The organism is Staphylococcus sp. TE8 (assembly GCF_000692055.1).
Classification (GTDB): Bacteria; Bacillota; Bacilli; order Staphylococcales; family Staphylococcaceae; genus Staphylococcus; species Staphylococcus capitis.
Genome location: NZ_JMGB01000001.1, coordinates 61,279 through 83,708 on the forward strand (window position 1 = coordinate 61,279; position 22,430 = coordinate 83,708).

The window sequence follows — 22,430 nt, forward strand, 5'->3', positions numbered from 1 at the left end:
TATGAAGCAACCAGTCATTGTAGCAGCTAAACGAATTGCATTTGGCAAGTACGGTGGATATTTAAAGCATTTGGAACCAGAACAACTACTAAAACCTTTATTCAATTACTTTCAAGCAGAATATCCTGGAGCGATGGAATACTTGGAAGACGTTATTATCGGCAACACAGTTGGCAATGGTGGTAACATCGCAAGGAAATCTTTGCTAGAAGCAGGCCTTAAAAACTCCGTTCCAGGCGTTACTATTGATCGACAGTGTGGTTCAGGGCTAGAAACTATTATACAAGCTTGTAGAATGATACAAAGTGGCGCTGGAAATGTATACCTTGCAGGTGGTGTTGAGAGTATAAGTAGAGCACCTTGGAAATTAAAACGACCTCAATCAGTGTATGAAACAGAATTTCCTCAATTCTTCGAAAAAGCGCCATTTGCTCCGGAAGGTCAAGATCCTTCAATGATAGAAGCTGCTGAAAATGTGGCGCGAAAATACGGTATTTCGCGAGTAATGCAAGATAAGTTCGCTTATAGAAGCCATCAATTGACTCAAGGTAACTATGATAATGGGAATATTTCCCGAGAAATATTGCCTATTAAAGTTAAAGGGGTATCGTTTGATAGAGATGAAAGTGTTAAGTCTCGTTTAACTACTGAGAAATTAAGTAGATTTAAACCATTATTAATTCAAGGTTCAATTACAGTTGGTAACAGTTGTATGAAAAATGATGGTGCCGTATTAATCCTTGTAATGGAAGAGAAACTCGCTATAAACTTAGGTTTTGCTAAAGGATTAAAATTTATTGAAAGTTGTACAGTTGGGGTCGATCCTAATTATTTAGGTATAGGTCCTGTGCCAGCAGTTAGAAAGTTGTTGAAAAGAGCTAAAGTTAAAATAGAAGATATTGATACTATAGAACTAAATGAAGCATTTAGTTCACAAGTTTTAGCTTGTCAGAAGGAACTTAGTATTTCTGATGATAAGCTAAATCGATGGGGCGGCGCAATCGCTTCTGGTCACCCATATGGAGCAAGTGGCGCTGCTCTAGTTACACGATTATTTCATATGAATGTGCAAAATAAATCCATTGCAACAATGGGAATCGGTGGAGGACTCGGTAATGCAGTATTATTTGAGAGATGGTGAAGAACATCAAAGAGTCATTTTTAAAGAAAAAGAAGTGCGTAAGTATTGCTATTTATTAAATAAAGATTTCAATTATCAAGTCCCTACTTTAATGTGTGCAAAGCTTTGGTCGGAATTTAAAAGTTATAAAAAATTTGTAAAGAAACCTTTAATTTTAAAGGAGACATATGTTAAAGAATTTAATAAATTAGTAACGGATGAAGTATATGACGCGACTTTAAGCAAAATTTCAGTTAAAAATATAAAAGATTTTATCAAGCACACCTATAGTTTGAAAATAAATAAAAATAACCATAAATGTATATATATAGAACAAGTTTTTATCGAGGTAAAGCGTTAAAATGAAGATTTCAATCGAGATTATTAAAGAATACTTAGTATTAGTGAATGATATGAATCCAATACACAATGACATCGTACCAGGTCAATTAGTATGTGAAATCGCCTTCGAAGAACTCAATATACAATGGGAGAATTATAAAATAAAATACCTTAATCCTATTGATATACATGACGATATACGATTTTTTGTTGAAGACGAAACAATTATAAAAGTTTCGGATGATTTATACGGGGTAAAACTAATGGTATTAAAAAATTAGATGAAAAATTATTTTTTAGTTTTTTTATTTTCGTTGCCAATAATTAATGGAAGCAATTTCAAATGTTAAATTTAAATATCTGTAAAATGAATAAACTTAAAAAATTGAAAATTATGTAAACTGAATTAATTTGACATTAAAGTTTAACTACGTATAATTATGTAACATATCACAAGGGAGTGTTATTGTAATGAAGTTCAACAAAAATCATATTAACGTGGTAGACGGTCAAGAAGCGAAAAAAACCGTTGTAGCTACCGGTATTGGTAACGCCATGGAATGGTTTGACTTTGGGGTTTATGCTTATACAACTGCATACATAGGAGCGAATTTCTTCTCTCCAGTACATAATCCTCAAATCCAACAAATTTTTACATTTGCAGCATTAGCAATCGCGTTCTTATTAAGACCTATTGGTGGTATCGTGTTTGGTATCATCGGTGACAAATATGGACGTAAAGTTGTATTAACTACAACAATTATTTTAATGGCATTATCTACACTTACTATTGGATTACTACCCAATTACAATACAATAGGAATATGGGCGCCAATACTGTTATTACTTGCTAGGGTGCTACAAGGCTTTTCTACAGGTGGGGAATACGCAGGTGCAATGACTTACGTTGCTGAATCATCACCGGATAAACGTCGTAATAGTTTAGGTAGTGGCCTTGAAATTGGTACACTTTCAGGTTATATTGCGGCTTCAATTATGATTGCATTATTAAGTTTCTTCTTAACTCATGATCAAATGCAAGCATGGGGTTGGAGAATTCCATTTATTCTAGGTTTATTCCTTGGATTATTTGGTCTTTATTTACGTCGTAGACTTGAAGAGTCTCCTGTTTATGAAAATGATGTAGCTTCCACTCCTCAAAGAGATAACATAGGGTTCTTCACTATTATTCGATATTATTATAAAGATATTCTCGTTTGCTTCGTAGCGGTAGTATTCTTTAATGTAACGAATTATTCTGTAACAGCTTATCTACCAACGTATCTTGGTCAAATTGTTAAACTGGATGCTACGACTACAAGTGTACTTATTACATGTGTAATGGCAGTTATGATTCCATTAGCACTAATGTTTGGTAAAATGGCCGATAAAATTGGTGAGAAAAAGGTATTCTTGATTGGTACAGGAGGACTTACTTTATTAAGTATTGTCGCATACAGTTTACTAAGTACTAAATCATTACCATTAATAATTATCGGTGTCTTCATATTAGGATTCTTCCTTTCAACATATGAAGCAACAATGCCAGGATCTTTACCAACAATGTTCTATACACATATCAGATATCGTACATTATCAGTAACATTTAACGTATCTGTTTCTTTATTTGGTGGTACTACGCCTTTAATTGCATCATGGTTAGTAGAATCAACTGGAAATGCTTTAGCTCCAGCATATTATTTAACTGCAATTAGTTTAATTGGATTCTTAGTTATTACTTTATTTCATGCAAGTACAGCAGGTAAGTCACTTAAAGGTTCTTATCCAAATGTTGATAATGAAGAAGATAGAAAATACTATGAAGAAAACCCTAAAAAAGCTTTATGGTGGGTTAAAGAGAGAAAAGAAAAAGAAAACTTTTAAATATAAAACTTAGAATATAACTTTCATTAAAGTAATAGCAGTAAAATGATCTCAATTAGAAATCATTTTACTGCTATTTTTTTATTCACTAGACGTACTTTTAATTAGAAAAAATAAACGCTAATGGTAGCAACGCTCAAAGGTTCTCTCCGAGCTACAAAAGGGGACAATTTTGGCTAACATTAGCGTTTTATACATTTTAAGGTGAGTATTTTTAGGGATGATTGAATGGCTTTTAAAGTTTATAGTTTAGGGGACAGAAAACTTTAAAAAACACATTATGTTAGGGAATAATTAGAACATAAATTCTAATTCTCAAATTCTCAATTGGATTTTGTGCAATGTCTTGTTTGGATGTGAAAATAACATCGACACGGTTTAGTAACTCATTTTCATTGTGTCTACGTCATTTTCTAGTAGAGAGAGCAATTTATAGATTTCGAATTCACTGAAAGTTTCATCACATTTTACTGTAATAGTCTTGAAAGTTTTAGTTATGATTTCGTAAATAGGTACTCCGTTCTCTATATTTTGCCTGTAGATAATCATGTTGTTCGATTCCTCCTTTGTCTCTCTACACTCTATATAGTAAATGAGTTTCTTTAAAAATACATGGGACTATGGTATCAACTTTGAATACTACGAACATCGGAGAGATGTCTCAGACTTTATGCCTAGAAATTTAGAGAAGTATTTGAAACCTCATTCAACAAAATATTTTAATTTCAATGATGATCTAAAAAACTGGCTTACACTTAAAGTAAGCCAGTTTCATTTACATATTTATTAAATATTACCTTTAAAGAGTTCAACTAGACGATGTGGACTGTCCTCACCTAGACATATATCCAATAATTCATGTGATTCTCTAGCTTCTTCTTCGCTTCTAGGGAACATGGTTTCTTCATAATCTTTAATAACGCTATTTAAATCTCCATTCATTTTTGCAATGCTTTCTGCTAATTCCGCGGCATCTAACATAGCTAAGTTTGCGCCTTCACCTGAAGGAGCCATTAAATGAGCCGCATCTCCGATTAAAGTAACGCCTTGTCGTCTTTGCCAACGATGTTCATCAGGCAATGCATTAATTTTTCTTGGAGTAATTGAGGATTCAGCTTCCGTAATCAATGCAGTAATTTCATTAGGCCAACCTTTAAATTCATTAGCTATGGTTTGTGTCGCTTCCTTTTTATTTGAGAAATCAATGTTGTCAATCCACTCTGAAGAGCATTGCATCTGTACATAAGTATGAATAATACTCCCATATTCACGATGTGCTACGATACCTTTTCCTGGAGATAATGCAAACATTTGGCCTTGTCCTACAACTTTTGCAGTTTCAGGATATTGGTTATCAACGTCATGAAGGTATGTTTCTATAAATGTGTAACCAGTATAATGAGGTGTAATATCAGTTAAAACTTTACGTACTTTAGACCATGCGCCGTCTGCACCTACTAATTTGCTAGTAGTTAAAGATGTATCATCTCTAAAGAACACTTGGTATTGTCCTTTTTCCAATTCTTCTACACGATCCACTTTTTTATTCCACTCTATTGTTTCGTTAGGTAATGAATCAATTAAAATTTGTCTTAAATCTCCACGTAAAACTTCAGGTCTACCATTATTTTCGTCAGCAGGCGCATCGTGAAGTAATTCCCCATTAGAATTAAATATACGTGCTGCGTCTGCGCCTTCATGAATAATAGAGTGAAATTCATCCATCAGATGAGCTTTTTTAAGTGCAACTTGTCCATTATGTTCATGTATATCAAGTTGACCACCTTGCGTACGTGCATTTGGAGATGTATCAATTTCATAAACCTTAGATGGTATACCATTGACATACAATACTCTGGCAAGTGTCAAACCTCCGATGCCTCCGCCAATGATTGTAATAGGTTCAGTCATCCCCACGTTTTGATCTTCAATATTCATGTTATAATTTCCTCCTTTTTAAAAGGTTTCATTTACCATTGTTTACTACAGTAAAGGTTGTTTTAAACATATTCGTTTTAATATTTTTAGAGTGAAGATTCTAAAACGTGTGATAAAGGTGGAATATACACATAAAAATTTCCAATATAGAAAAATAAAAAGCTTTCAATCACCTTATTAATCAATAAAAAGTGATTAAAAGCTTTAAATTAAAAGAGGATAAACATCAATTCATATCTTAAACGCTTCTAACATTTTTGAATTAGATGACTGAATTTGAACTGTGTTTATATCAAGCTTTTGTCTATTTTAGCCATCTTAGAAAGCTATATAGAATGAATTCTTATTTTAGAAATCAATGCAGTATTTCTTTAAACTTCTGTTACTTCGACTTCGATGTGTTCGATGCGATGATATGCACCATGATCAACAGGTCCTACAAATTCATTCATTTTCCAACCGTTTTTGATTGCAGATGCTACGAAAGCTTTAGCAGCGATGACTGCTTCTCTTGGAGATTTACCGTTAGCTAGGTAAGCAGTTGTCGCAGCTGCGAACGTACAACCTGCACCGTGGTTATAACTTTGTTGGAACATATCTGTTGTTAACTGATAGAATTTATCGCCATCGTAGTATAAATCATAAGATTTATCTTGATCTAGCGCTTTACCACCTTTGATAATCACGTGAGGTGTACCTGCATCATAAATGATTTTAGCAGCTTTTTTCATATCTTCGATTGAAGTTAATTTTCCTAAACCTGAAAGTTGGCCAGCTTCAAATAAGTTTGGCGTTACTACTGTTGCTTTAGGTAGTAAATATTTAATCATTGCGTCAGTATTTCCTGGGTTAAGTACTTCGTCTTCACCTTTACAAACCATGACTGGGTCTACGACGAAGTAATCTGCACCTGATTCTTCATAAACTTCGCCTGCACGTTTAATGATTTCTTGAGTACCTAACATACCCGTCTTGATTGCGTCAGGGCCAATAGAAATTGCAGTTTCAAGTTGCTTTTCAAAGACATTCATATCTAGAGGTGTTACATCATGAGACCACGTTTCTTTATCCATCGTAACGATAGATGTCAAAGCCACCATTCCATACGTATCTAATTCTTGGAATGTTTTAAGGTCTGCTTGCATACCAGCTCCCGCACTCGTATCAGACCCTGCAATTGTTAATACTTTCTTTAAAGCCATAATTTTATTCACTCCCGTTAAGTTCTAATATATCCTTAATCATACCACGTTTATCGGGTAAGCTAAATGTTTATAGCTTTTCGAAAATGAAGGACCGCATGAATATATTACGCATTTAATTGAGAAATATGTAATTCATTGTTAATAGGAAGAAATGTCATATCGTCCTTTGATAGTAATTCTTCATTTAATTGAACTTTGAAAAGTTGATTACTAAAGTATGGCTTAATGTAATAAGCTTTATCTTTACTATCCATAACTAATTGATATTGTGTGTAATGTGTTTCTCCAGCATCTAGCACAGCTCCTTGCGGTATACTGACAGAGTCTAGGATTTTAAAACAATTCATAAGGTTGATATCTTCATTATGAGAAGATGATAAATGATGTCTTAAATAAGTGGCACGCACGAATCGTTCTGTAGATGTATAGCCACCTGGTAGGCCATTAGTGCCAGCTTCACATCCCATGGAACGCACTAATACTTTGCCAACAAGCTGATTTGTTGATTTCTCAGGTTGAAGGAAAGCATAATTTCTTAAATTTTGAATATGCCACTCAAGTTTAGGTGCGTTGGTTAATACCTTAACGTGGTTGTCTTTAACGATAAGTAGTCCGTTATGGGGTTCCACTGCAACTGTATGTCCTGACGCATCAGTGATTATAAAATGCAGGGGTGGAACTATATTTAATGTAGTATTTTTTTCATTCATAATGTTGATGTTTTTCACTTTTTGTTTGAGTTCTTCTATACTTTTAACGAAGCCAAGCACCCACACTATAAATTCTTCAGGTGCTAAATTGAAATAGCCATACCGTCTATGGTTGCTATATGAAGCTTCACCAGTAAAATAATGGTTTGAAATTGCCACTCCATGTTCATTGATGCCATCACCAAAGCGATATCTTCCGACTTTTAAATTAGTGCCTACGAAACCGTATTGAAGTCGTAATTCTGATTCTAAGTCAAATTGATACTGATAGTGGCGAGGTACCACAGTAGGTATGCCGTTAAATTCGAATGCGAAATCCATTGTTCTAGCTAAATAATGATGTTTTGATTTTGTGAAAAATGAAAAACCAGTACACATATGTCTACGCTCCAAACTTCTGATATAAATTGATTTAGTAGTACTATAGCCAAAAATATTTATATTGTAAACCTTGTAATATTATAGGTTTACATTTATAGAGCGGCAATTTAATCTTCATAACTTCTTATCATTGAATATGTTAAAATATGTCGAGAGGTGAATGCGATGAAATGGTCAGAAGTTTTTCATGATATAACGTCAAGACATGACTTTCAGGAGATGCACGATTTTCTAGAAAAAGAATATACAACTAAAATTGTGTACCCAGATAGAAAGAATATTTACCAAGCATTTGATTTAACACCGTTTGACAATATAAAGGTAGTTATACTGGGGCAAGATCCATACCATGGACCTAACCAAGCACATGGTTTAGCATTTTCAGTGCAACCTAATGCTAAATTTCCACCTTCATTGCGAAATATGTACCAAGAACTAGAAGATGATATTGGTTGTCATAGGGTATCACCACATTTACAAGATTGGGCTAGAGAAGGTGTGCTTTTATTAAATACTGTGCTGACAGTGAGACAAGGAGAAGCACATTCACATAGAGATATCGGATGGGAAACATTTACTGATGAAGTGATTGAAGCGGTTTCTAAACATCGTGAAAATGTTGTTTTTATATTATGGGGCAAACCTGCTCAACAAAAAGAGAAACTCATTGATACATCTAAACATTTAGTTATAAAATCTCCTCATCCTAGTCCATTATCTGCTTTTAGAGGTTTCTTTGGTTCTAAGCCTTATTCAAGAACGAATGAATATCTAAAAGCTAAAGGAAAAGACCCTATTAATTGGTGCGAAGGTTAAGGTGATAAATGATGCGCAATGATAAAATGATTCATTTGATTGAACAAGAATTAGTGCAAGCGGATGAAGCTCAGACTGAGGCTGAATTTGAAAAGCATATGTATGCTATACATACATTAACTTCTCTATACACTTCTAGTGATAATCAAACTTCGGTTCAAGATAGGCATGAGGCATCCAATGCTCAAGTTTTATCTTCGCAACGCAAAGAATCGAATCAATCAAATCATAATAAAAATCAAGTGTCAGCTGCTGAAATTGAAGCAATGGGAGGTAAAGTACCTCAATCAATGAAAAATGAACATACGTCTCATTCAAATTTAATGACTACAGATGACAATATAGGAAATGGCGAGTCTATTTTCGACTTTTAAACATAAAGGAGCACAATTGAAATGATGAAATTATTTATAATTCTAGGTGCACTAAATACGATGATGGCTGTCGGTACAGGCGCTTTTGGTGCACATGGTTTAGAAAACAAATTATCTGAAAAATACATGTCTGTTTGGGAAAAAGCGACAATGTATCAAATGTATCATGGTCTCGGACTATTAATTATTGGAGTAATTAGCGGTACTACTGCTATTAATGTTAATTGGGCAGGTTGGTTACTTTTCTTCGGGATCGTCTTCTTCAGCGGTTCTTTATATATCTTAGCACTTACACAAATTCGAATTTTAGGTGCTATTACACCAATTGGCGGCGTGTTATTTATAGCAGGTTGGTTAATGTTAATTATCGCTACATTTAAATATGCAGGCTAAATACTAATAACTAACAAACATTTTTAAGCTTAAAATTCTAAAGAAAATAGTATACTTGATATTTAAAAACTCACCGAATCGGGTATAGAATACCTTCGAGGTGAGTTTTATTTATGGAAAATAAAAATAATAAAGTAGATAGAGGTGACCTTAAGCAAAACCTTTCTGAAAAGTTCGTATGGGCAATTGCTTACGGCTCATGTATCGGTTGGGGTGCTTTTATTTTACCAGGGGATTGGATTAAACAATCAGGACCTATTGCATCCTCTATAGGCATCGTCATCGGTGCGTTATTAATGATTTTAATCGCCGTTAGTTATGGGGCGTTAGTTGAGAAATTCCCGGTTTCAGGGGGAGCATTTGCTTTTAGTTTCTTAAGTTTCGGTAGATATGTAAGTTTCTTTTCATCTTGGTTTTTAACATTTGGCTATGTCTGCGTCGTAGCACTAAATGCTACAGCGTTTAGTTTATTAGTTAAGTTTCTATTACCCAATGTTTTAAATAATGGAAAGTTATATACAGTTGCAGGTTGGGATGTCTACATAACGGAGATTATCATTGCAACAGTACTATTATTAGTCTTTATGATTATCTCAATTAGAGGTGCGAGTGTATCTGGATCACTTCAATATTATTTCTGTATTGCAATGGTTGTCGTTGTCTTACTTATGTTCTTTGGTTCATTCTTTGGTAGTAACTTTGACTTAAGTAATATACAACCTTTAGCTAATTCAGATAAAGGTTGGTTTAGATCTATTATCATGATTGTGGCTATCGCACCATGGGCTTATGTAGGTTTCGATAACATTCCGCAAACCGCAGAAGAATTTAATTTCGCACCAAATAAAACATTTAAATTAATTGTTTATAGCTTACTAGCAGCAGCACTAACTTATGTTGTCATGTTACTTTATACTGGATGGTTAGGCACACATTCTAAAAGTCTCAACGGTAACTTATGGTTAACAGGTGCGGTTACGCAAGGAGCATTTGGTTACATTGGTCTTGGTGTATTAGCTATTGCTATCGCAATGGGTATCTTTACAGGACTCAACGGTTTCTTAATGAGTTCAAGTCGTCTTTTATTCTCTATGGGACGTTCTGGTATTATGCCTACAGTATTTAGTAAATTGCATAGTAAATATAAAACACCATATGTTGCTATTATCTTCTTAGTGGGTGTAGCATTAGTAGCGCCTTGGTTAGGACGTAATGCATTAAATTGGATTGTTAACATGTCGTCAACAGGTGTCTCTATTGCATACTTCATTACTTGTTTATCAGCAGCAAAACTATTTAGTTATGATAAACAAAGCAACACATACGCGCCTATTTATAAGACGTTTGCGATTATTGGTTCAATCGTATCATTTATCTTCTTAGGATTACTCTTAATTCCAGGATCGCCTGCATCATTGCCAGGACCTTCTTACATTGCTTTAGCAATTTGGCTAGTGATAGGTCTTATCTTCTTCTTTATCCGCTATCCTAAGCTTAAGAAGATGGATAATGACGAATTAAGTCGTTTAATTCTTAACCGTTCTGAAAATGAAGTCGAAGACATGGTTGATGAACCTAAGAAATAATTTAATTAATACAAAAAATGTTTCTTTAATATAGTTTTGAAATAAAGAAAGCTCAAAGATGATTTACATTAATAAAATCATCTTTGAGCTTATTCTATATATATGGAATTATAATTTTTTTCGTGTACGATCAAAGCCTGAGATAACTATTTTAGAGATTTGGTCAGCAAACAATAAGCCTAAAGCAATTGCTCCTGCAATCAATGTTACTTCAAGCATCGTATTAATTGCTCTGCTGAAATGAAGTAATACTAAATTTTTAGTAGCATCGTAAGCAAGTCCACCTGGAACTAAAGGAATAATACCAGTAACCATAAAGATAATGACTGGTTCTTTCATATGGCGTGCCATGTAGTGGCTTAATAAACCTAATGCTAAACTTCCAAAGAAACTTGAATAGATAGTGTGAACTTGTAACCCATCAAAGAATAGAATATAGACCATCCAACCACATGCACCAACAAATCCACATGATAGATACAATTTCCTAGGCGCATCAAATATGACACAGAAGAAGAGTGAGGCGAGAAAACTAAATACAAAATTCAATATCCAAAACATTTTCTACATGCCTCCTAAACTAAAATTAAAATTGAGCTAACGCCTGCACCAATACCGAATGAAGTCACTAACGCCTCTAAAGATTTAGTAGTAAACATCAACATATGCCCACCAAATAAATCTTGAATCGCATTAGTAATTAATACTCCTGGTACAATCGGCATGACTGCTGCGATGATGATTGTTGCTAAATCGCCACTTGGTACAAGCGAATGTCCAATGACTGCAATAATACCAATCACTAATGAACCTAAAAATTCTGGTATAAATTGTGCATGTAATTTGCGATCAAGAATTTCAACTACTAGATAACCAAAACTCCCAGCTAAAATCGCTGTAATCACATCAATGAGACGTCCTCCTTGTAAATAGAGAAAACTCATTGCGATTATTGCAGCAGCTATACCTTTGAAGGGAAGACTACTGTCCCTCTTAGCTATATAAATATGTTCTAATTTTTTCTTAGCTTCCTCTAGGTCAATCGTGCCATTAGTAATTTGTCTTGAGATTTCATTAGCTTGAGAAATTTTTATAAGATTTGTATCACGTGATTTAATTCTATATAAACGCTGATATGATTCATTATGTAACGTAAATTGAATAACAGTATTCGTTACAAAGCTATTACTTTCTGAATAACCTAACTTTCTAGCGATGCGAGTCATTGTGTCTTCGACTCTAGTACCCTCAGCGCCAGATTCTAATAATATTCGGGCAGCTAACATGACTACATCTTTAATTAGACTTTCATGAGCTGTTTCATTTGATTCAATAGTCATTACATCACCAATTTTTAAAATATTTTGAATTTAATATTATTATAGTAGATGTGATTAAAAAAGACCACATACATAAACTTTAACCCTATTCGCAAATGTGAAAAGTTAAACTAAAATATAATTAATTTATTTAAATAAGTTCAATTTTAAACCTATAATGAAATTATTCGGTAAAAGTGTATATTTTTAATTTTATCGTGTTTCAAATGTTTCAAAATGGTTAAAATAATATTAGTTAACGATTACAAAGAATATATTGGGTAGCGACTGTATATTCTCTGAAGTTAACTTAATACGTAGTAGTGATTAAAGTTCTCCCAAGGATACTACTAGGAAGGCACACTTCGAGTTCTCCGAAGTGTGCTTTTTCTATTTTTAAGTATATAAAAAAGCTATGAAGATATTTCTTCATAGCTTTCTGCAGTCAAAAATTAAATATTAAAGAATTCATTGAAATCGTCTGTATTTAAGATATGACCTACATAGAAACTACCAAAATCGCCATAACGCGCTGTAGTTTCGTCAAAACGCATTTCGTATACAATTTTTTTAAATTGTAATACATCGTCTGAGAATAATGTCACACCCCATTCAAAATCGTCAAAACCAACAGAACCAGTGATAAATTGTTTGATTTTACCGGCATATTTACGTCCAATCATGCCATGGTTATACATTAAATTCTTACGTTCTTCTATAGGTAACATATACCAGTTATAAGTTTCATTACGACGTTTATCCATAGGATAGAAGCAGATGTATTCAGAATGAGGAAGTTCAGGATACAATCTAGCTTTCACATGTGGATTTTCATACGGGTCTTCGTCAGATTTGCCGGCTAAGTAATTACTTAATTCAATCACTGAAACATAAGAATAAGTAGGAATTAAGTAGTCCGCAATACGTAATTTATTAAAATCATTTTCAATTTTATTTAAGTCTTTCATTTCAGGACGTAAGAACCATAATAGTAGGTCTGCTTTTTGGCCTGTAATATTATAAATTGCTTGATCACCTGTGTGTGACTCTCTTGCTTTAGATTTATCTTCAACAAATGATTTTAATTCAGAAATCATTGCCTCACGCTCGTCTTCTGGAACTAAACGAAATGTAGTCCAATCCATTGCATAAAACAAATGTAAACTATACCAACCATCTAAAGTTTCGGCTGCTTCACTCATAGTTATCGCTCCTTATCTTCAAATTCTTAATCAATTCACGTTAAATTTTATCATAAACAAACTAGGAACTCCTAAGTAAATGTTTACAATTGAGTGAAATGGAATTCTACTACAAAATGACGTATAATTTGAAATGTAAACGTTATTATGAATGTGAATTGAGGAGGACATTATGGCTGATTTATTAAATGTATTACAAGAAAAATTATCTGGAAAAAATGTAAAAATTGTATTACCTGAAGGGGAAGACGAAAGAGTTTTAACGGCAGCAACGCAATTACAAGAGAGTGATTATGTTTCACCCATCGTGTTAGGTAATGAAGAAAAAATTAAATCTTTAGCAGAAGAAAAATCTCTCAATTTAACTAATATTGAAATTATTGATCCTTCATCAAGTGATTTAAAACCTGAATTAGTAGATGAATTTGTAGAGCGTAGAAAAGGTAAAGCGACTAAAGAACAAGCTGAAGAAATGTTAGACAATGTTAATTATTTCGGTACAATGCTTGTTTACACTGGTAAAGCCGCAGGTTTAGTAAGCGGTGCTGCACATTCAACTGGTGATACAGTACGTCCAGCATTACAAATTATTAAAACTAAACCAGGTGTATCTAAGACTTCTGGTATATTCTTTATGATTAAAGATGACGAGCAATATATCTTCGGCGACTGTGCCATCAACCCTGAATTAGATGCTCAAGGATTAGCTGAAATTGCTGTAGAAAGTGCTAAGTCTGCACTAAGCTTTGGTATGGAACCAAAAGTAGCAATGTTAAGCTTCTCTACAAAGGGCTCTGCTAAATCAGACGACGTGACTAAAGTTCAAGAAGCATTAAAATTAGCTCAAGAAAAAGTTCAATCTGATAATATTGAAAATGTTGTGATTGATGGGGAATTCCAATTTGATGCTGCGATTGTCCCTAGTGTAGCTGAGAAAAAAGCGCCTGGCGCTAAAATTCAAGGAGACGCTAATGTGTTTATCTTCCCAAGTCTTGAAGCAGGTAACATTGGCTATAAAATTGCACAACGTTTAGGTGGTTATGATGCAGTTGGTCCTGTTCTTCAAGGTCTAAATTCGCCTGTTAATGACTTATCACGTGGATGCTCAACTGAAGATGTTTATAACTTATCTATTATTACTGCAGCTCAATCACTACAATAATGGATTTATCAAGTAAATATTTTAACCAAATACCGTGGCGTTATGTGGATCATTCAACGGGTCTGGAACCCATGCAATCCTTTGCATTTGACGATACATTCTCTGAAAGTGTTGGGAAAGACTTATCATGTAATGTAGTAAGAACTTGGATTCACCAACATACAGTTATCCTTGGTATACACGATTCAAGACTTCCATTTTTAAGTGATGGCATACGTTATTTAACAAATGAAGTAGGCTATAATGCCATTGTGAGAAATTCAGGTGGACTTGGCGTAGTATTGGACCAAGGTGTGCTTAATATTTCTTTAATATTTAAAGGACAAACTGAAACAACTATAGATGAAGCTTTTACAGTAATGTATCTATTGATATGTAAGATGTTTGAAGACGAAGATGTAGATATTCACACACATGAAATTGAACAATCTTATTGTCCTGGTAAATTCGATTTAAGTATTGATGGCAAGAAATTTGCTGGTATTTCTCAAAGACGTGTACGTGGAGGTATAGCGGTTCAAATCTATCTTTGTGTAGAAGGATCGGGTTCTAAGCGTGCTGCTATGATGAGAGACTTTTATCAACACGCACTCAAAGGAGAAACAACCAAGTTTCGTTTCCCTAATATTGATCCCGAATCTATGGCTTCATTAGAGACGTTACTCAATAAAGACATTAAAGTTCAAGATGTAATGTTTTTACTTTTATATGCACTGAAAGATTTAGGTGCTCAATTAAATATGGATCCAGTTACTGAAGATGAATGGCAACGATATGAAGGTTATTTTGAAAAAATGATCGAACGAAATGCAAAAATGCATCAAAAATTAGATTTGTAAAGCGTGCGTAAGAATATTTTAAATAGATGAGTAAGTGAATAGGAGAAGGTCTACAAAAAACTCGATTTGTAGACCTTCTCTACTTGTATTATCAAATAAAGAATAAATTCTTATATCATTAGTTATAGATATATATTCCCAGGTCTTTTTGTAGTATCATATGTAAGGTGGAAAATTTTAGAAAACTTTAGTTAAAATTTATTAAATGTTTACATAATCGAAGTTAAAGGTAAATATAATTCATAATTTTGATAACTCTATTTAAGAGTTTTATACTATTAAAGTATTGTTAGTTATCAAGAAAAGAGTTATTATACTCTTTTGTAGTTAAAAAATACTGATATTAAAATATTGCATCGTTAAACAGTGGCAACACAATTGTAAAATTCGCTAAAATAGTAATTTCAATGATGTCTAAATATAGACGTATTTATACGTAATAAAAATTATTTTTCAAATTAATTATCAGATAGTGTCAATGAATTAAAGTATATATAAGGTATATAAAAAGGTGAGAAAACATGACGAGACAAGGATACGGGGAGTCTACCGGAAAGATTATTCTAATAGGTGAACACGCAGTAACATTTGGTCAGCCAGCAATCGCCATCCCATTTAATGCTAGTAAAATAAAAATATTAATTGAAAGTATGGAGGAAGGTAACTATTCTTCTATTACAAGTGATGTATATGATGGCATGTTATATGATGCGCCTGAACATCTAAAGTCTATCATTAATCGTTTTATAGAAAGAAGTGGTGTAAAAGAACCACTTTCTGTAAAAATCCAAACGAACTTACCTCCTTCAAGAGGACTAGGTTCAAGTGCAGCCGTAGCTGTTGCATTTGTTAGAGCTAGTTATGACTTCATGGGAGAACCTTTAGATGATGAAACATTAATCAAGGAAGCAAATTGGGCAGAACGTATTGCACATGGTAAACCAAGTGGGATTGATACACAAACTATAGTTTCTAATAAACCTGTATGGTTCAAACAAGGGCACGTTGAAAACCTTAAATCACTTCAACTTGATGGTTATATGATAGTTATAGACACTGGAGTCAAAGGATCGACTAAACAGGCAGTAGAAGATGTTCATAGATTGTGTGAAGACCCTGGATACTTGAGCCATATTGAACATATTGGATCTCTTGTTCATGAAGCAAGTGAATCTATTGAAAAACATGACTTTAATCATCTTGCAGATATATTTAATCAATGCCAAAAAGACTTAAGACACTTAACCGTTAGCCATGATAAAATAGAAAGACTATTAAAAATAGGTGAAGAACATGGTGCTATCGCTGGTAAGCTTACTGGAGGAGGACGTGGCGGTAGCATGCTTCTTCTTGCGCAAGATTTACAAACTGCCAAAAAGATCGTAGCAGCTGTTGAAAAAGCAGGCGCAGCACATACGTGGATTGAACATTTAGGAGGGTAAACCATTGGTGAAAAGTGGCAAAGCACGTGCGCACACAAATATTGCGTTAATCAAATACTGGGGTAAAGCTGATGAATCATATATTATTCCGATGAATAATAGTTTATCTGTCACGCTAGAACGTTTTTATACTGAAACACAAGTAACGTTTGACGCGGCACTAACTGAAGACCAACTTATTCTAAACGGGGAAGAAGTTGATGCTAAAGAAACAACTAAAATCCAAAAATATATGGATATCGTGAGAGATGTTGCTGCCACAGATTTACATGCTAAAATTGAAAGCAATAATTTTGTTCCTACAGCGGCTGGATTAGCTTCATCGGCTAGTGCATACGCTGCATTAGCAGCTGCTTGTAATGAAGCACTTCAATTAGGTTTATCAAGCAAGGATTTATCTAGATTAGCACGTCGAGGTTCTGGTTCAGCTTCAAGAAGTATCTACGGAGGCTTTGCTGAATGGGAGAAAGGTCATGATGATGCGACTTCTTATGCTCATGCTATTGATGCTAATGATTGGGAAAAAGATCTTTCTATGATTTTTGTAGTAATCAATAACCAATCGAAAAAAGTCTCAAGTCGTTCAGGGATGTCTTTAACAAGAGAAACATCTCGTTTCTATCAATATTGGCTTGACCATGTTGATCAAGATTTAGCTGAGACAAAAGAAGCAATAAAAAATAAAGATTTCAAACATTTAGGTGAAGTTATAGAAGCAAATGGTTTAAGAATGCATGCTACAAATTTAGGTGCACAACCGCCATTTACATATTTGGTTCAAGAAAGTTACGATGCGATGGCTGTCGTCCATCAGTGTCGTGAAGCTGGCTTGCCTTGTTATTTCACCATGGACGCAGGACCAAATGTTAAAGTGTTAGTTGAAAAGAAAAATAAACAAGCTGTCGTTGAACAATTTTTAAAAGAATTTGATGAATCGCAAATTATTGTAAGTGATATTATTAGTACTGGCGTTGAAATTATTAAGTAAGGAAGAGATAGAATGATACAGGTCAAAGCACCCGGAAAACTTTATGTCGCAGGTGAATATGCTGTAACAGAACCAGGCTATAAATCTGTCCTTATTGCAGTAGACAGATTTGTTACAGCAACAATAGAGGCCTCTAATGAAGTTGAGGGAAGTATTCATTCCAAAACATTACATTACGAACCTGTAAAATTTGATCGTAATGAAGATAAAATTGAAATATCTGATGTGCAAGCTGCTAAGCAATTGAAGTATGTAGTTACCGCTATCGAGGTATTTGAACAATATGCACGCAGTTGCAATATCAAACTTAAACATTTCCACTTAACGATTGATAGTAATTTAGCTGATGATTCTGGCCAGAAGTATGGCTTAGGATCAAGTGCTGCTGTTTTAGTTTCAGTTGTTAAAGTATTGAATGAGTTTTATGACATGCAACTTTCGAATTTGTATATCTATAAATTAGCAGTTATAGCTAATATGAAATTACAAAGTTTGAGTTCTTGTGGAGATATAGCAGTGAGTGTATACAGCGGTTGGCTTGCTTATAGTACATTCGATCATGATTGGGTTAAGCAACAGATGGAAGAAACATCTGTAAATGACGTATTAGAAAAAAACTGGCCAGGACTTCATATTGAACCATTACAGGCACCAGAAAATATGGAAGTATTAATTGGATGGACAGGTTCTCCTGCATCATCACCACATTTGGTTAGTGAAGTAAAACGTCTAAAATCTGACCCAAGTTTCTACGGTGAATTTTTAGATCGATCACATGATTGTGTAGAAAGTTTAATTCAAGCGTTTAAGACTAATAATATCAAAGGCGTTCAAAAGATGATACGACAAAATCGTCGTGTTATTCAATCAATGGATGTTGAAGCAACAGTTGATATAGAAACAGATAAACTTAAGAAATTATGTGACATTGGTGAGAAACACGGTGGTGCATCTAAAACATCTGGCGCTGGTGGCGGTGATTGTGGTATAACAATTATTAACACTATTATTGATAAACAGTTAATTTATGATGAATGGATAGCGCAAGGGATTAAACCATTAAAATTTAGAATTTATCATGGACAGTAATAAAAACAGCCTTTATTAAAGGTTGTTTTTTTATATGGTGTATATTATCGATTAAATCAACTTGAAATTTATAGCAAAAAGAGTAAAATAATTAGAGTTATATAGAGAAATGATTATGATATAAGTTGATTTAATAATAGAAAGGTGGGTAGCAAGATGCAGAATAAATTTCTGATTTGCGATGAATGTCAGGCAGTTAATATTAAAACGTTGAAAAAGAAATTAGAAAAATTAGATCCTGAAGCGGAAATTGAGATTGGCTGTCAGTCATACTGTGGTCCGGGAAGACGTAAGACCTTTGCATTCGTTAATAATCGCCCACTTGCTGCTTTAACTGAAGAAGAGTTAATGGAGAAGGTCATTAAACAATTGAAGAAACCACGTGATCCTGAGGAAGAAGAGCGTTTAAGAAAACGTAATGAAGAACGCAAACGCCGTAAAGAAGAGCAAGACCGCAAACTTAAAGAGAAACTAGAAAAACGTAAAGCGGCTAAATAGATAAATACTAAAAAAAGGAACTGACGTAGCGCAGTTCCTTTTTTTGATAAAATCCAAAGTGAGAGTTTTAATACAGTAGATAGGGATTTACTGCATAAGAACCACTAATGATTAAAAATCAAAGTGTAAAAAGGAATACAGTAGATAAGGATCTACTGCATAAGAACCACTAATGATTAAAATCAAAGTGGTTCTAAAAACAAATCGTTGAATGATTCGGCCATAGTTGGGTGTGTATAGATATTTTTACTTAGTACTGTGTATGGGATGTGCTGATCTATCGCTAATTTGATTAGATTAATCAATTCTTCTGATTCTTTTCCATATAAACTTGCACCTAATATTTCGCCATTATCTTTATTTAGTACAACTTTGAAAATACCTCTTGAATCGTTATTAATTTTATGTCGAGGTATTGTATTTACGTAGATTTTATTTTCCAGGAAATTAAAACCTTGTGCTTCTGCTTCAGCAGCAGTGAGACCAACTCTTGATAGAGGTGGATCGATAAATACTGTATAAGGAATGTTGCCTCTATTCTCAGTTGTTCGCGATCCATCTCCAAAGAGTTGGGAACGAAGAATTCTAAAGTCATCAAGAGAAATGTAAGTGAATTGTAAGCCACCTTTAACATCCCCAGCTGCATAAATATGTTTAACTGAAGTTTGAAGTTGGGAATTTACCTGTACTTCACCACGTTGACCGATTTTTACGTCAGTATTCTCTAGACCTAGTCCATCGATGTTAGGTTTACGTCCAGTTGCTAGTAACACTGCATCAGCTTTGAATTTACCATGATTGGTATGAACGATTGTTGAGTCGCCTTCATTAGAAAATGCAGTTGTTTCAACGTTTGTATGAACTGAAATCCCTTTGTCTTGCAAATCTTGAAGTGCTAGGTCAGCCACCTCTCGGTCCTCACGAGGCATTATCACATCACCATGTTCTAATATAGTCACTTGTGTTCCTAAATTACTAAACATTGAAGCAAATTCGAGTGCAATATATCCACCACCCACAATGACTAAGTCTTTAGGTTGGAAATTAATATTTAATAATCCAGTTGAATCATATATATTTTTAGTAGTTTTTATACCCTCAATTTTTGGTATATTTGCTTGAGCTCCAGTATTAATGACGATTTTGTTCCCTGTGCTTTTATCTTTTACATTACCTGCATGATCCAATAACGCAATTTCATTATTAGAAACAAAAGACGCTTTATAATCTAATATCTCTATATTGTCTTTTGATGCTAAATTGTTATAATTCTTTTTATTTAATGCATTCACTACTTCATTTTTTCTTGAAAATGCTTCATCGAAAGATGCTCCTTCGATACCGTCATGCACTAATGTTTTAGAAGGAATACATCCAATATTTATACATGTACCGCCATACATTTTAGATGATTGTTCTATAAGTGCGACGTGCTGTCCTTGTCCGGCTGCGAAAGATGCTAAAGTTTTACCTGCTTTACCAAATCCAATGATGATAAGGTCATAAGATGTCATATTTGGTTTACCTCCTGCAAAATGTCGTTTAAGACATCTTGAATTGTTTTGTTACGATAGAAATTTAAAATGAGTTGAATTTCTTCATCACGATATCGAGCCATTATCTGTGCAATATGTTTAGAAATGTCACAGTGACTGTTGCGGTCTCCAGTGTAAACGCGTTGATTATTATCTTTAGCGAGAACGAATTGTTGATATAACTCAGCTAAATTCACTGTAGACGTATATTGATTAGCTTTGTATCCGCCATCTTTACCACGTACTGTAGTGATAAGTTGCTGGTCGCTTAAGTTAGCCACGACACGTCTTAACTGAACGGGATTAAGACAAGTTAATTCCGCCAATTCCTTACTATTAAATTTTTCGTTTTTGTGCTTAGTAAGAAAGCTTAACACATGTACCGCAATGTTGAATTCTAAATTCATATCTACCCACCTTAAATGTAACTTCTTTAGTTACATTTAACTGCAATAAGTAACAATAGTCAATCTTTATGACTTCGTCACAAATTTTTCGTGATTTTATATACTATAAGAAGGGTAAATGTAATTTGTAAGTTCATTTTTGAAAATGAAATAAAAAACAGTAATAGTAGTGAAGGAGATGACTTCAATGGCTAATAAAGTACAATTAGGTAAATCAGATGTTAAAGTCTTCCCAATTGCACTTGGAACTAATGCAGTAGGTGGACATAATTTATATCCGAATTTAGATGAAGAACAAGGTAAAGACGTTGTACGTAAAGCAATTGATAATGGTATCACTTTATTAGATACAGCTTATATTTATGGACCTGAACGTTCTGAAGAACTCGTTGGACAAGTTGTACAAGAATATCCACGTGAACAAGTACAAATCGCAACTAAAGGGTCACATGTTATTAAAGATAATGATGAAGTGGTACAAAATAATGACCCAGAATATCTAAAGCAACAAGTTGAGAATAGTTTAAAACGTCTCCAAGTAGATTATATTGATTTATATTATATTCATTTTCCTGATGAAGAGACGCCAAAAGATAAAGCTGTTGCAGCGTTAAAAGAATTAAAAGATGAAGGTAAAATAAAAGCAATAGGTGTGTCTAACTTCTCATTAGAACAATTGAAAGAAGCAAATAAAGATGGATATGTCGATGTCGTACAATTAGAATATAATTTATTACATCGTGAAAATGAAGAAGTAATGGCATATGCAGCGGAAAATAATATTACATTTGTACCATACTTCCCATTAGCTTCTGGAATTTTAGCAGGTAAATATGATGAAGACCAAACATTTGACGATCATCGTGCAACACGTCGTGATTTCCAACCTGAAGTGTTCAATGATAATGTACGCCGTGTTAAGGAATTAACGGATATAGCGGAAGCGCACAACACATCAATTGCTAATGTCGTACTAGCATTCTACTTAACACGTCCATCATTAGACGTTGTAATTCCAGGTGCTAAACGCGCTGAACAAGTTGTAGAAAATATTGATGCTGCAAATATTGAATTAACTCAAGATGAAATTAATAAAATTGATCAATTATTCCCGATTGAAAATTAATAATTGGGAAGTTTAAGAGCGATACCAACATATGACGTTGAGTATCGCTTTTTTAATGTAATTATAAATTTTAA

At 33.8% G+C, this 22,430-nt stretch carries 24 protein-coding genes; 15 read left to right on the forward strand and 9 right to left on the reverse strand.

The window, feature by feature from the left end:
- The first annotated feature begins 1 nt into the window (after nt 1).
- The 4 genes from CM54_RS00290 to CM54_RS00305 all read left to right on the forward strand — a co-directional run bounded on the left by CM54_RS00290 (nt 2) and on the right by CM54_RS00305 (nt 3,346).
- Nucleotides 2-1,141 (forward strand): thiolase family protein, encoded by a 1,140-nt coding sequence (locus tag CM54_RS00290; protein WP_037548164.1) that lies wholly within the window; start codon nt 2-4, stop codon nt 1,139-1,141.
- Nucleotides 1,116-1,481, forward strand: a complete 366-nt coding sequence (locus tag CM54_RS00295) for a hypothetical protein (RefSeq protein ID WP_002433510.1) — start codon at nt 1,116-1,118, stop codon at nt 1,479-1,481. The genes CM54_RS00290 and CM54_RS00295 overlap by 26 nt, the downstream gene beginning before the upstream one ends.
- Before the next feature lies 1 nt (nt 1,482).
- A complete protein-coding gene (locus CM54_RS00300; RefSeq protein ID WP_037548165.1) occupies nt 1,483-1,743 on the forward strand; it encodes a hypothetical protein in 261 nt (86 codons plus the stop codon).
- Nucleotides 1,744-1,933: 190 nt separating this feature from the next.
- Entirely contained in the window at nt 1,934-3,346 is a 1,413-nt protein-coding gene (locus CM54_RS00305) for an MFS transporter (protein WP_002433423.1), read from the forward strand.
- 378 nt (nt 3,347-3,724) lie between these two features.
- On the opposite strand, the gene vraX is transcribed toward CM54_RS00305, so the two are convergent.
- The 4 genes from vraX to CM54_RS00325 all read right to left on the reverse strand — a co-directional run bounded on the left by vraX (nt 3,725) and on the right by CM54_RS00325 (nt 7,577).
- Entirely contained in the window at nt 3,725-3,895 is a 171-nt protein-coding gene (gene vraX / locus CM54_RS12710; protein ID WP_016898722.1) for a C1q-binding complement inhibitor VraX, read from the reverse strand.
- A gap of 237 nt (nt 3,896-4,132) precedes the next feature.
- On the reverse strand, nt 4,133-5,284 hold the full coding sequence (locus CM54_RS00315) for an FAD-dependent oxidoreductase (protein ID WP_037548168.1): 1,152 nt from the start codon (nt 5,282-5,284) through the stop codon (nt 4,133-4,135).
- A gap of 371 nt (nt 5,285-5,655) precedes the next feature.
- Nucleotides 5,656-6,486, reverse strand: a complete 831-nt coding sequence (thiD, locus tag CM54_RS00320) for a bifunctional hydroxymethylpyrimidine kinase/phosphomethylpyrimidine kinase (protein ID WP_030059924.1) — start codon at nt 6,484-6,486, stop codon at nt 5,656-5,658.
- Between the two features lie 107 nt (nt 6,487-6,593).
- Complete coding sequence (locus CM54_RS00325) at nt 6,594-7,577, reverse strand: choloylglycine hydrolase family protein (protein ID WP_023350750.1); 984 nt, start codon at nt 7,575-7,577, stop codon at nt 6,594-6,596.
- 168 nt (nt 7,578-7,745) lie between these two features.
- On the opposite strand from CM54_RS00325, the gene CM54_RS00330 reads away from it, so the two are divergent.
- From CM54_RS00330 to CM54_RS00345, 4 genes are all read left to right on the forward strand, one after another.
- On the forward strand, nt 7,746-8,396 hold the full coding sequence (locus tag CM54_RS00330) for a uracil-DNA glycosylase (RefSeq protein WP_037548171.1): 651 nt from the start codon (nt 7,746-7,748) through the stop codon (nt 8,394-8,396).
- An 11-nt stretch (nt 8,397-8,407) separates the two neighbouring features.
- Nucleotides 8,408-8,770: a DUF5327 family protein gene (locus CM54_RS00335; RefSeq protein WP_002433511.1), complete on the forward strand. Its 363-nt coding sequence runs from the start codon at nt 8,408-8,410 to the stop codon at nt 8,768-8,770.
- Nucleotides 8,771-8,794: 24 nt separating this feature from the next.
- Nucleotides 8,795-9,163 (forward strand): DUF423 domain-containing protein, encoded by a 369-nt coding sequence (locus CM54_RS00340; RefSeq protein ID WP_162488584.1) that lies wholly within the window; start codon nt 8,795-8,797, stop codon nt 9,161-9,163.
- Nucleotides 9,164-9,276: 113 nt separating this feature from the next.
- Nucleotides 9,277-10,749 carry an APC family permease gene (locus tag CM54_RS00345; protein ID WP_037548174.1) on the forward strand — a complete coding sequence of 491 codons (1,473 nt, stop codon included), beginning with the start codon at nt 9,277-9,279 and terminating at the stop codon, nt 10,747-10,749.
- Between the two features lie 108 nt (nt 10,750-10,857).
- On the opposite strand, the gene CM54_RS00350 is transcribed toward CM54_RS00345, so the two are convergent.
- The 3 genes from CM54_RS00350 to hemQ form a co-directional block, all read right to left on the reverse strand.
- Nucleotides 10,858-11,310: a threonine/serine exporter family protein gene (locus tag CM54_RS00350; RefSeq protein ID WP_002433140.1), complete on the reverse strand. Its 453-nt coding sequence runs from the start codon at nt 11,308-11,310 to the stop codon at nt 10,858-10,860.
- Nucleotides 11,311-11,324: 14 nt separating this feature from the next.
- Nucleotides 11,325-12,089, reverse strand: a complete 765-nt coding sequence (locus CM54_RS00355) for a threonine/serine exporter family protein (protein ID WP_023350747.1) — start codon at nt 12,087-12,089, stop codon at nt 11,325-11,327.
- Nucleotides 12,090-12,520: 431 nt separating this feature from the next.
- On the reverse strand, nt 12,521-13,270 hold the full coding sequence (gene hemQ / locus CM54_RS00360) for a hydrogen peroxide-dependent heme synthase (RefSeq protein WP_023350746.1): 750 nt from the start codon (nt 13,268-13,270) through the stop codon (nt 12,521-12,523).
- 172 nt (nt 13,271-13,442) lie between these two features.
- Between hemQ and pta the strand changes: the two genes are divergently transcribed.
- The 6 genes from pta to CM54_RS00390 all read left to right on the forward strand — a co-directional run bounded on the left by pta (nt 13,443) and on the right by CM54_RS00390 (nt 19,288).
- Nucleotides 13,443-14,432 carry a phosphate acetyltransferase gene (gene pta, locus CM54_RS00365; RefSeq protein ID WP_002452520.1) on the forward strand — a complete coding sequence of 330 codons (990 nt, stop codon included), beginning with the start codon at nt 13,443-13,445 and terminating at the stop codon, nt 14,430-14,432.
- Nucleotides 14,432-15,271, forward strand: coding sequence for a lipoate--protein ligase family protein (locus tag CM54_RS00370; protein ID WP_023350745.1), 840 nt, complete (start codon nt 14,432-14,434; stop codon nt 15,269-15,271). Before pta ends, CM54_RS00370 begins: the two co-directional genes overlap by 1 nt.
- A 521-nt stretch (nt 15,272-15,792) precedes the next feature.
- Nucleotides 15,793-16,713, forward strand: a complete 921-nt coding sequence (gene mvk / locus CM54_RS00375; RefSeq protein ID WP_037548177.1) for a mevalonate kinase — start codon at nt 15,793-15,795, stop codon at nt 16,711-16,713.
- A 4-nt stretch (nt 16,714-16,717) separates the two neighbouring features.
- Nucleotides 16,718-17,701, forward strand: coding sequence for a diphosphomevalonate decarboxylase (mvaD, locus tag CM54_RS00380; protein WP_037548180.1), 984 nt, complete (start codon nt 16,718-16,720; stop codon nt 17,699-17,701).
- Between the two features lie 12 nt (nt 17,702-17,713).
- Nucleotides 17,714-18,790, forward strand: a complete 1,077-nt coding sequence (locus CM54_RS00385; protein ID WP_002433171.1) for a phosphomevalonate kinase — start codon at nt 17,714-17,716, stop codon at nt 18,788-18,790.
- Between the two features lie 156 nt (nt 18,791-18,946).
- Entirely contained in the window at nt 18,947-19,288 is a 342-nt protein-coding gene (locus CM54_RS00390) for a DUF1450 domain-containing protein (RefSeq protein WP_002433135.1), read from the forward strand.
- Between the two features lie 182 nt (nt 19,289-19,470).
- Here CM54_RS00390 and merA read toward each other — a convergent pair whose 3' ends face one another.
- Nucleotides 19,471-20,802 (reverse strand): hypothiocyanous acid reductase MerA, encoded by a 1,332-nt coding sequence (merA, locus tag CM54_RS00395; RefSeq protein ID WP_037548183.1) that lies wholly within the window; start codon nt 20,800-20,802, stop codon nt 19,471-19,473.
- Nucleotides 20,799-21,230 (reverse strand): redox-sensitive transcriptional regulator HypR, encoded by a 432-nt coding sequence (hypR, locus tag CM54_RS00400; RefSeq protein WP_037548187.1) that lies wholly within the window; start codon nt 21,228-21,230, stop codon nt 20,799-20,801. Before hypR ends, merA begins: the two co-directional genes overlap by 4 nt.
- A 187-nt stretch (nt 21,231-21,417) precedes the next feature.
- Here hypR and CM54_RS00405 point away from each other — a divergent pair, with 187 nt between their 5' ends.
- Entirely contained in the window at nt 21,418-22,356 is a 939-nt protein-coding gene (locus tag CM54_RS00405) for an aldo/keto reductase (protein WP_030063504.1), read from the forward strand.
- Nucleotides 22,357-22,430 lie beyond the last annotated feature (74 nt).

Excerpts from the sequence above, each read along its gene's own strand:
- CM54_RS00290 (WP_037548164.1), top strand. The coding sequence starts at position 2 with ATGAAGCAACCAGTCATTGTAGCAGCTAAACGAATTGCATTTGGCAAG.
- CM54_RS00295 (WP_002433510.1), top strand. The coding sequence starts at position 1,116 with ATGCAGTATTATTTGAGAGATGGTGAAGAACATCAAAGAGTCATTTTT.
- CM54_RS00300 (WP_037548165.1), top strand. The coding sequence starts at position 1,483 with ATGAAGATTTCAATCGAGATTATTAAAGAATACTTAGTATTAGTGAAT.
- CM54_RS00305 (WP_002433423.1), top strand. The coding sequence starts at position 1,934 with ATGAAGTTCAACAAAAATCATATTAACGTGGTAGACGGTCAAGAAGCG.
- vraX (WP_016898722.1), bottom strand. The coding sequence starts at position 3,895 with ATGATTATCTACAGGCAAAATATAGAGAACGGAGTACCTATTTACGAA.
- CM54_RS00315 (WP_037548168.1), bottom strand. The coding sequence starts at position 5,284 with ATGAATATTGAAGATCAAAACGTGGGGATGACTGAACCTATTACAATC.
- thiD (WP_030059924.1), bottom strand. The coding sequence starts at position 6,486 with ATGGCTTTAAAGAAAGTATTAACAATTGCAGGGTCTGATACGAGTGCG.
- CM54_RS00325 (WP_023350750.1), bottom strand. The coding sequence starts at position 7,577 with ATGTGTACTGGTTTTTCATTTTTCACAAAATCAAAACATCATTATTTA.
- CM54_RS00330 (WP_037548171.1), top strand. The coding sequence starts at position 7,746 with ATGAAATGGTCAGAAGTTTTTCATGATATAACGTCAAGACATGACTTT.
- CM54_RS00335 (WP_002433511.1), top strand. The coding sequence starts at position 8,408 with ATGCGCAATGATAAAATGATTCATTTGATTGAACAAGAATTAGTGCAA.
- CM54_RS00340 (WP_162488584.1), top strand. The coding sequence starts at position 8,795 with ATGAAATTATTTATAATTCTAGGTGCACTAAATACGATGATGGCTGTC.
- CM54_RS00345 (WP_037548174.1), top strand. The coding sequence starts at position 9,277 with ATGGAAAATAAAAATAATAAAGTAGATAGAGGTGACCTTAAGCAAAAC.
- CM54_RS00350 (WP_002433140.1), bottom strand. The coding sequence starts at position 11,310 with ATGTTTTGGATATTGAATTTTGTATTTAGTTTTCTCGCCTCACTCTTC.
- CM54_RS00355 (WP_023350747.1), bottom strand. The coding sequence starts at position 12,089 with ATGACTATTGAATCAAATGAAACAGCTCATGAAAGTCTAATTAAAGAT.
- hemQ (WP_023350746.1), bottom strand. The coding sequence starts at position 13,270 with ATGAGTGAAGCAGCCGAAACTTTAGATGGTTGGTATAGTTTACATTTG.
- pta (WP_002452520.1), top strand. The coding sequence starts at position 13,443 with ATGGCTGATTTATTAAATGTATTACAAGAAAAATTATCTGGAAAAAAT.
- CM54_RS00370 (WP_023350745.1), top strand. The coding sequence starts at position 14,432 with ATGGATTTATCAAGTAAATATTTTAACCAAATACCGTGGCGTTATGTG.
- mvk (WP_037548177.1), top strand. The coding sequence starts at position 15,793 with ATGACGAGACAAGGATACGGGGAGTCTACCGGAAAGATTATTCTAATA.
- CM54_RS00385 (WP_002433171.1), top strand. The coding sequence starts at position 17,714 with ATGATACAGGTCAAAGCACCCGGAAAACTTTATGTCGCAGGTGAATAT.
- CM54_RS00390 (WP_002433135.1), top strand. The coding sequence starts at position 18,947 with ATGCAGAATAAATTTCTGATTTGCGATGAATGTCAGGCAGTTAATATT.
- merA (WP_037548183.1), bottom strand. The coding sequence starts at position 20,802 with ATGACATCTTATGACCTTATCATCATTGGATTTGGTAAAGCAGGTAAA.
- hypR (WP_037548187.1), bottom strand. The coding sequence starts at position 21,230 with ATGAATTTAGAATTCAACATTGCGGTACATGTGTTAAGCTTTCTTACT.
- CM54_RS00405 (WP_030063504.1), top strand. The coding sequence starts at position 21,418 with ATGGCTAATAAAGTACAATTAGGTAAATCAGATGTTAAAGTCTTCCCA.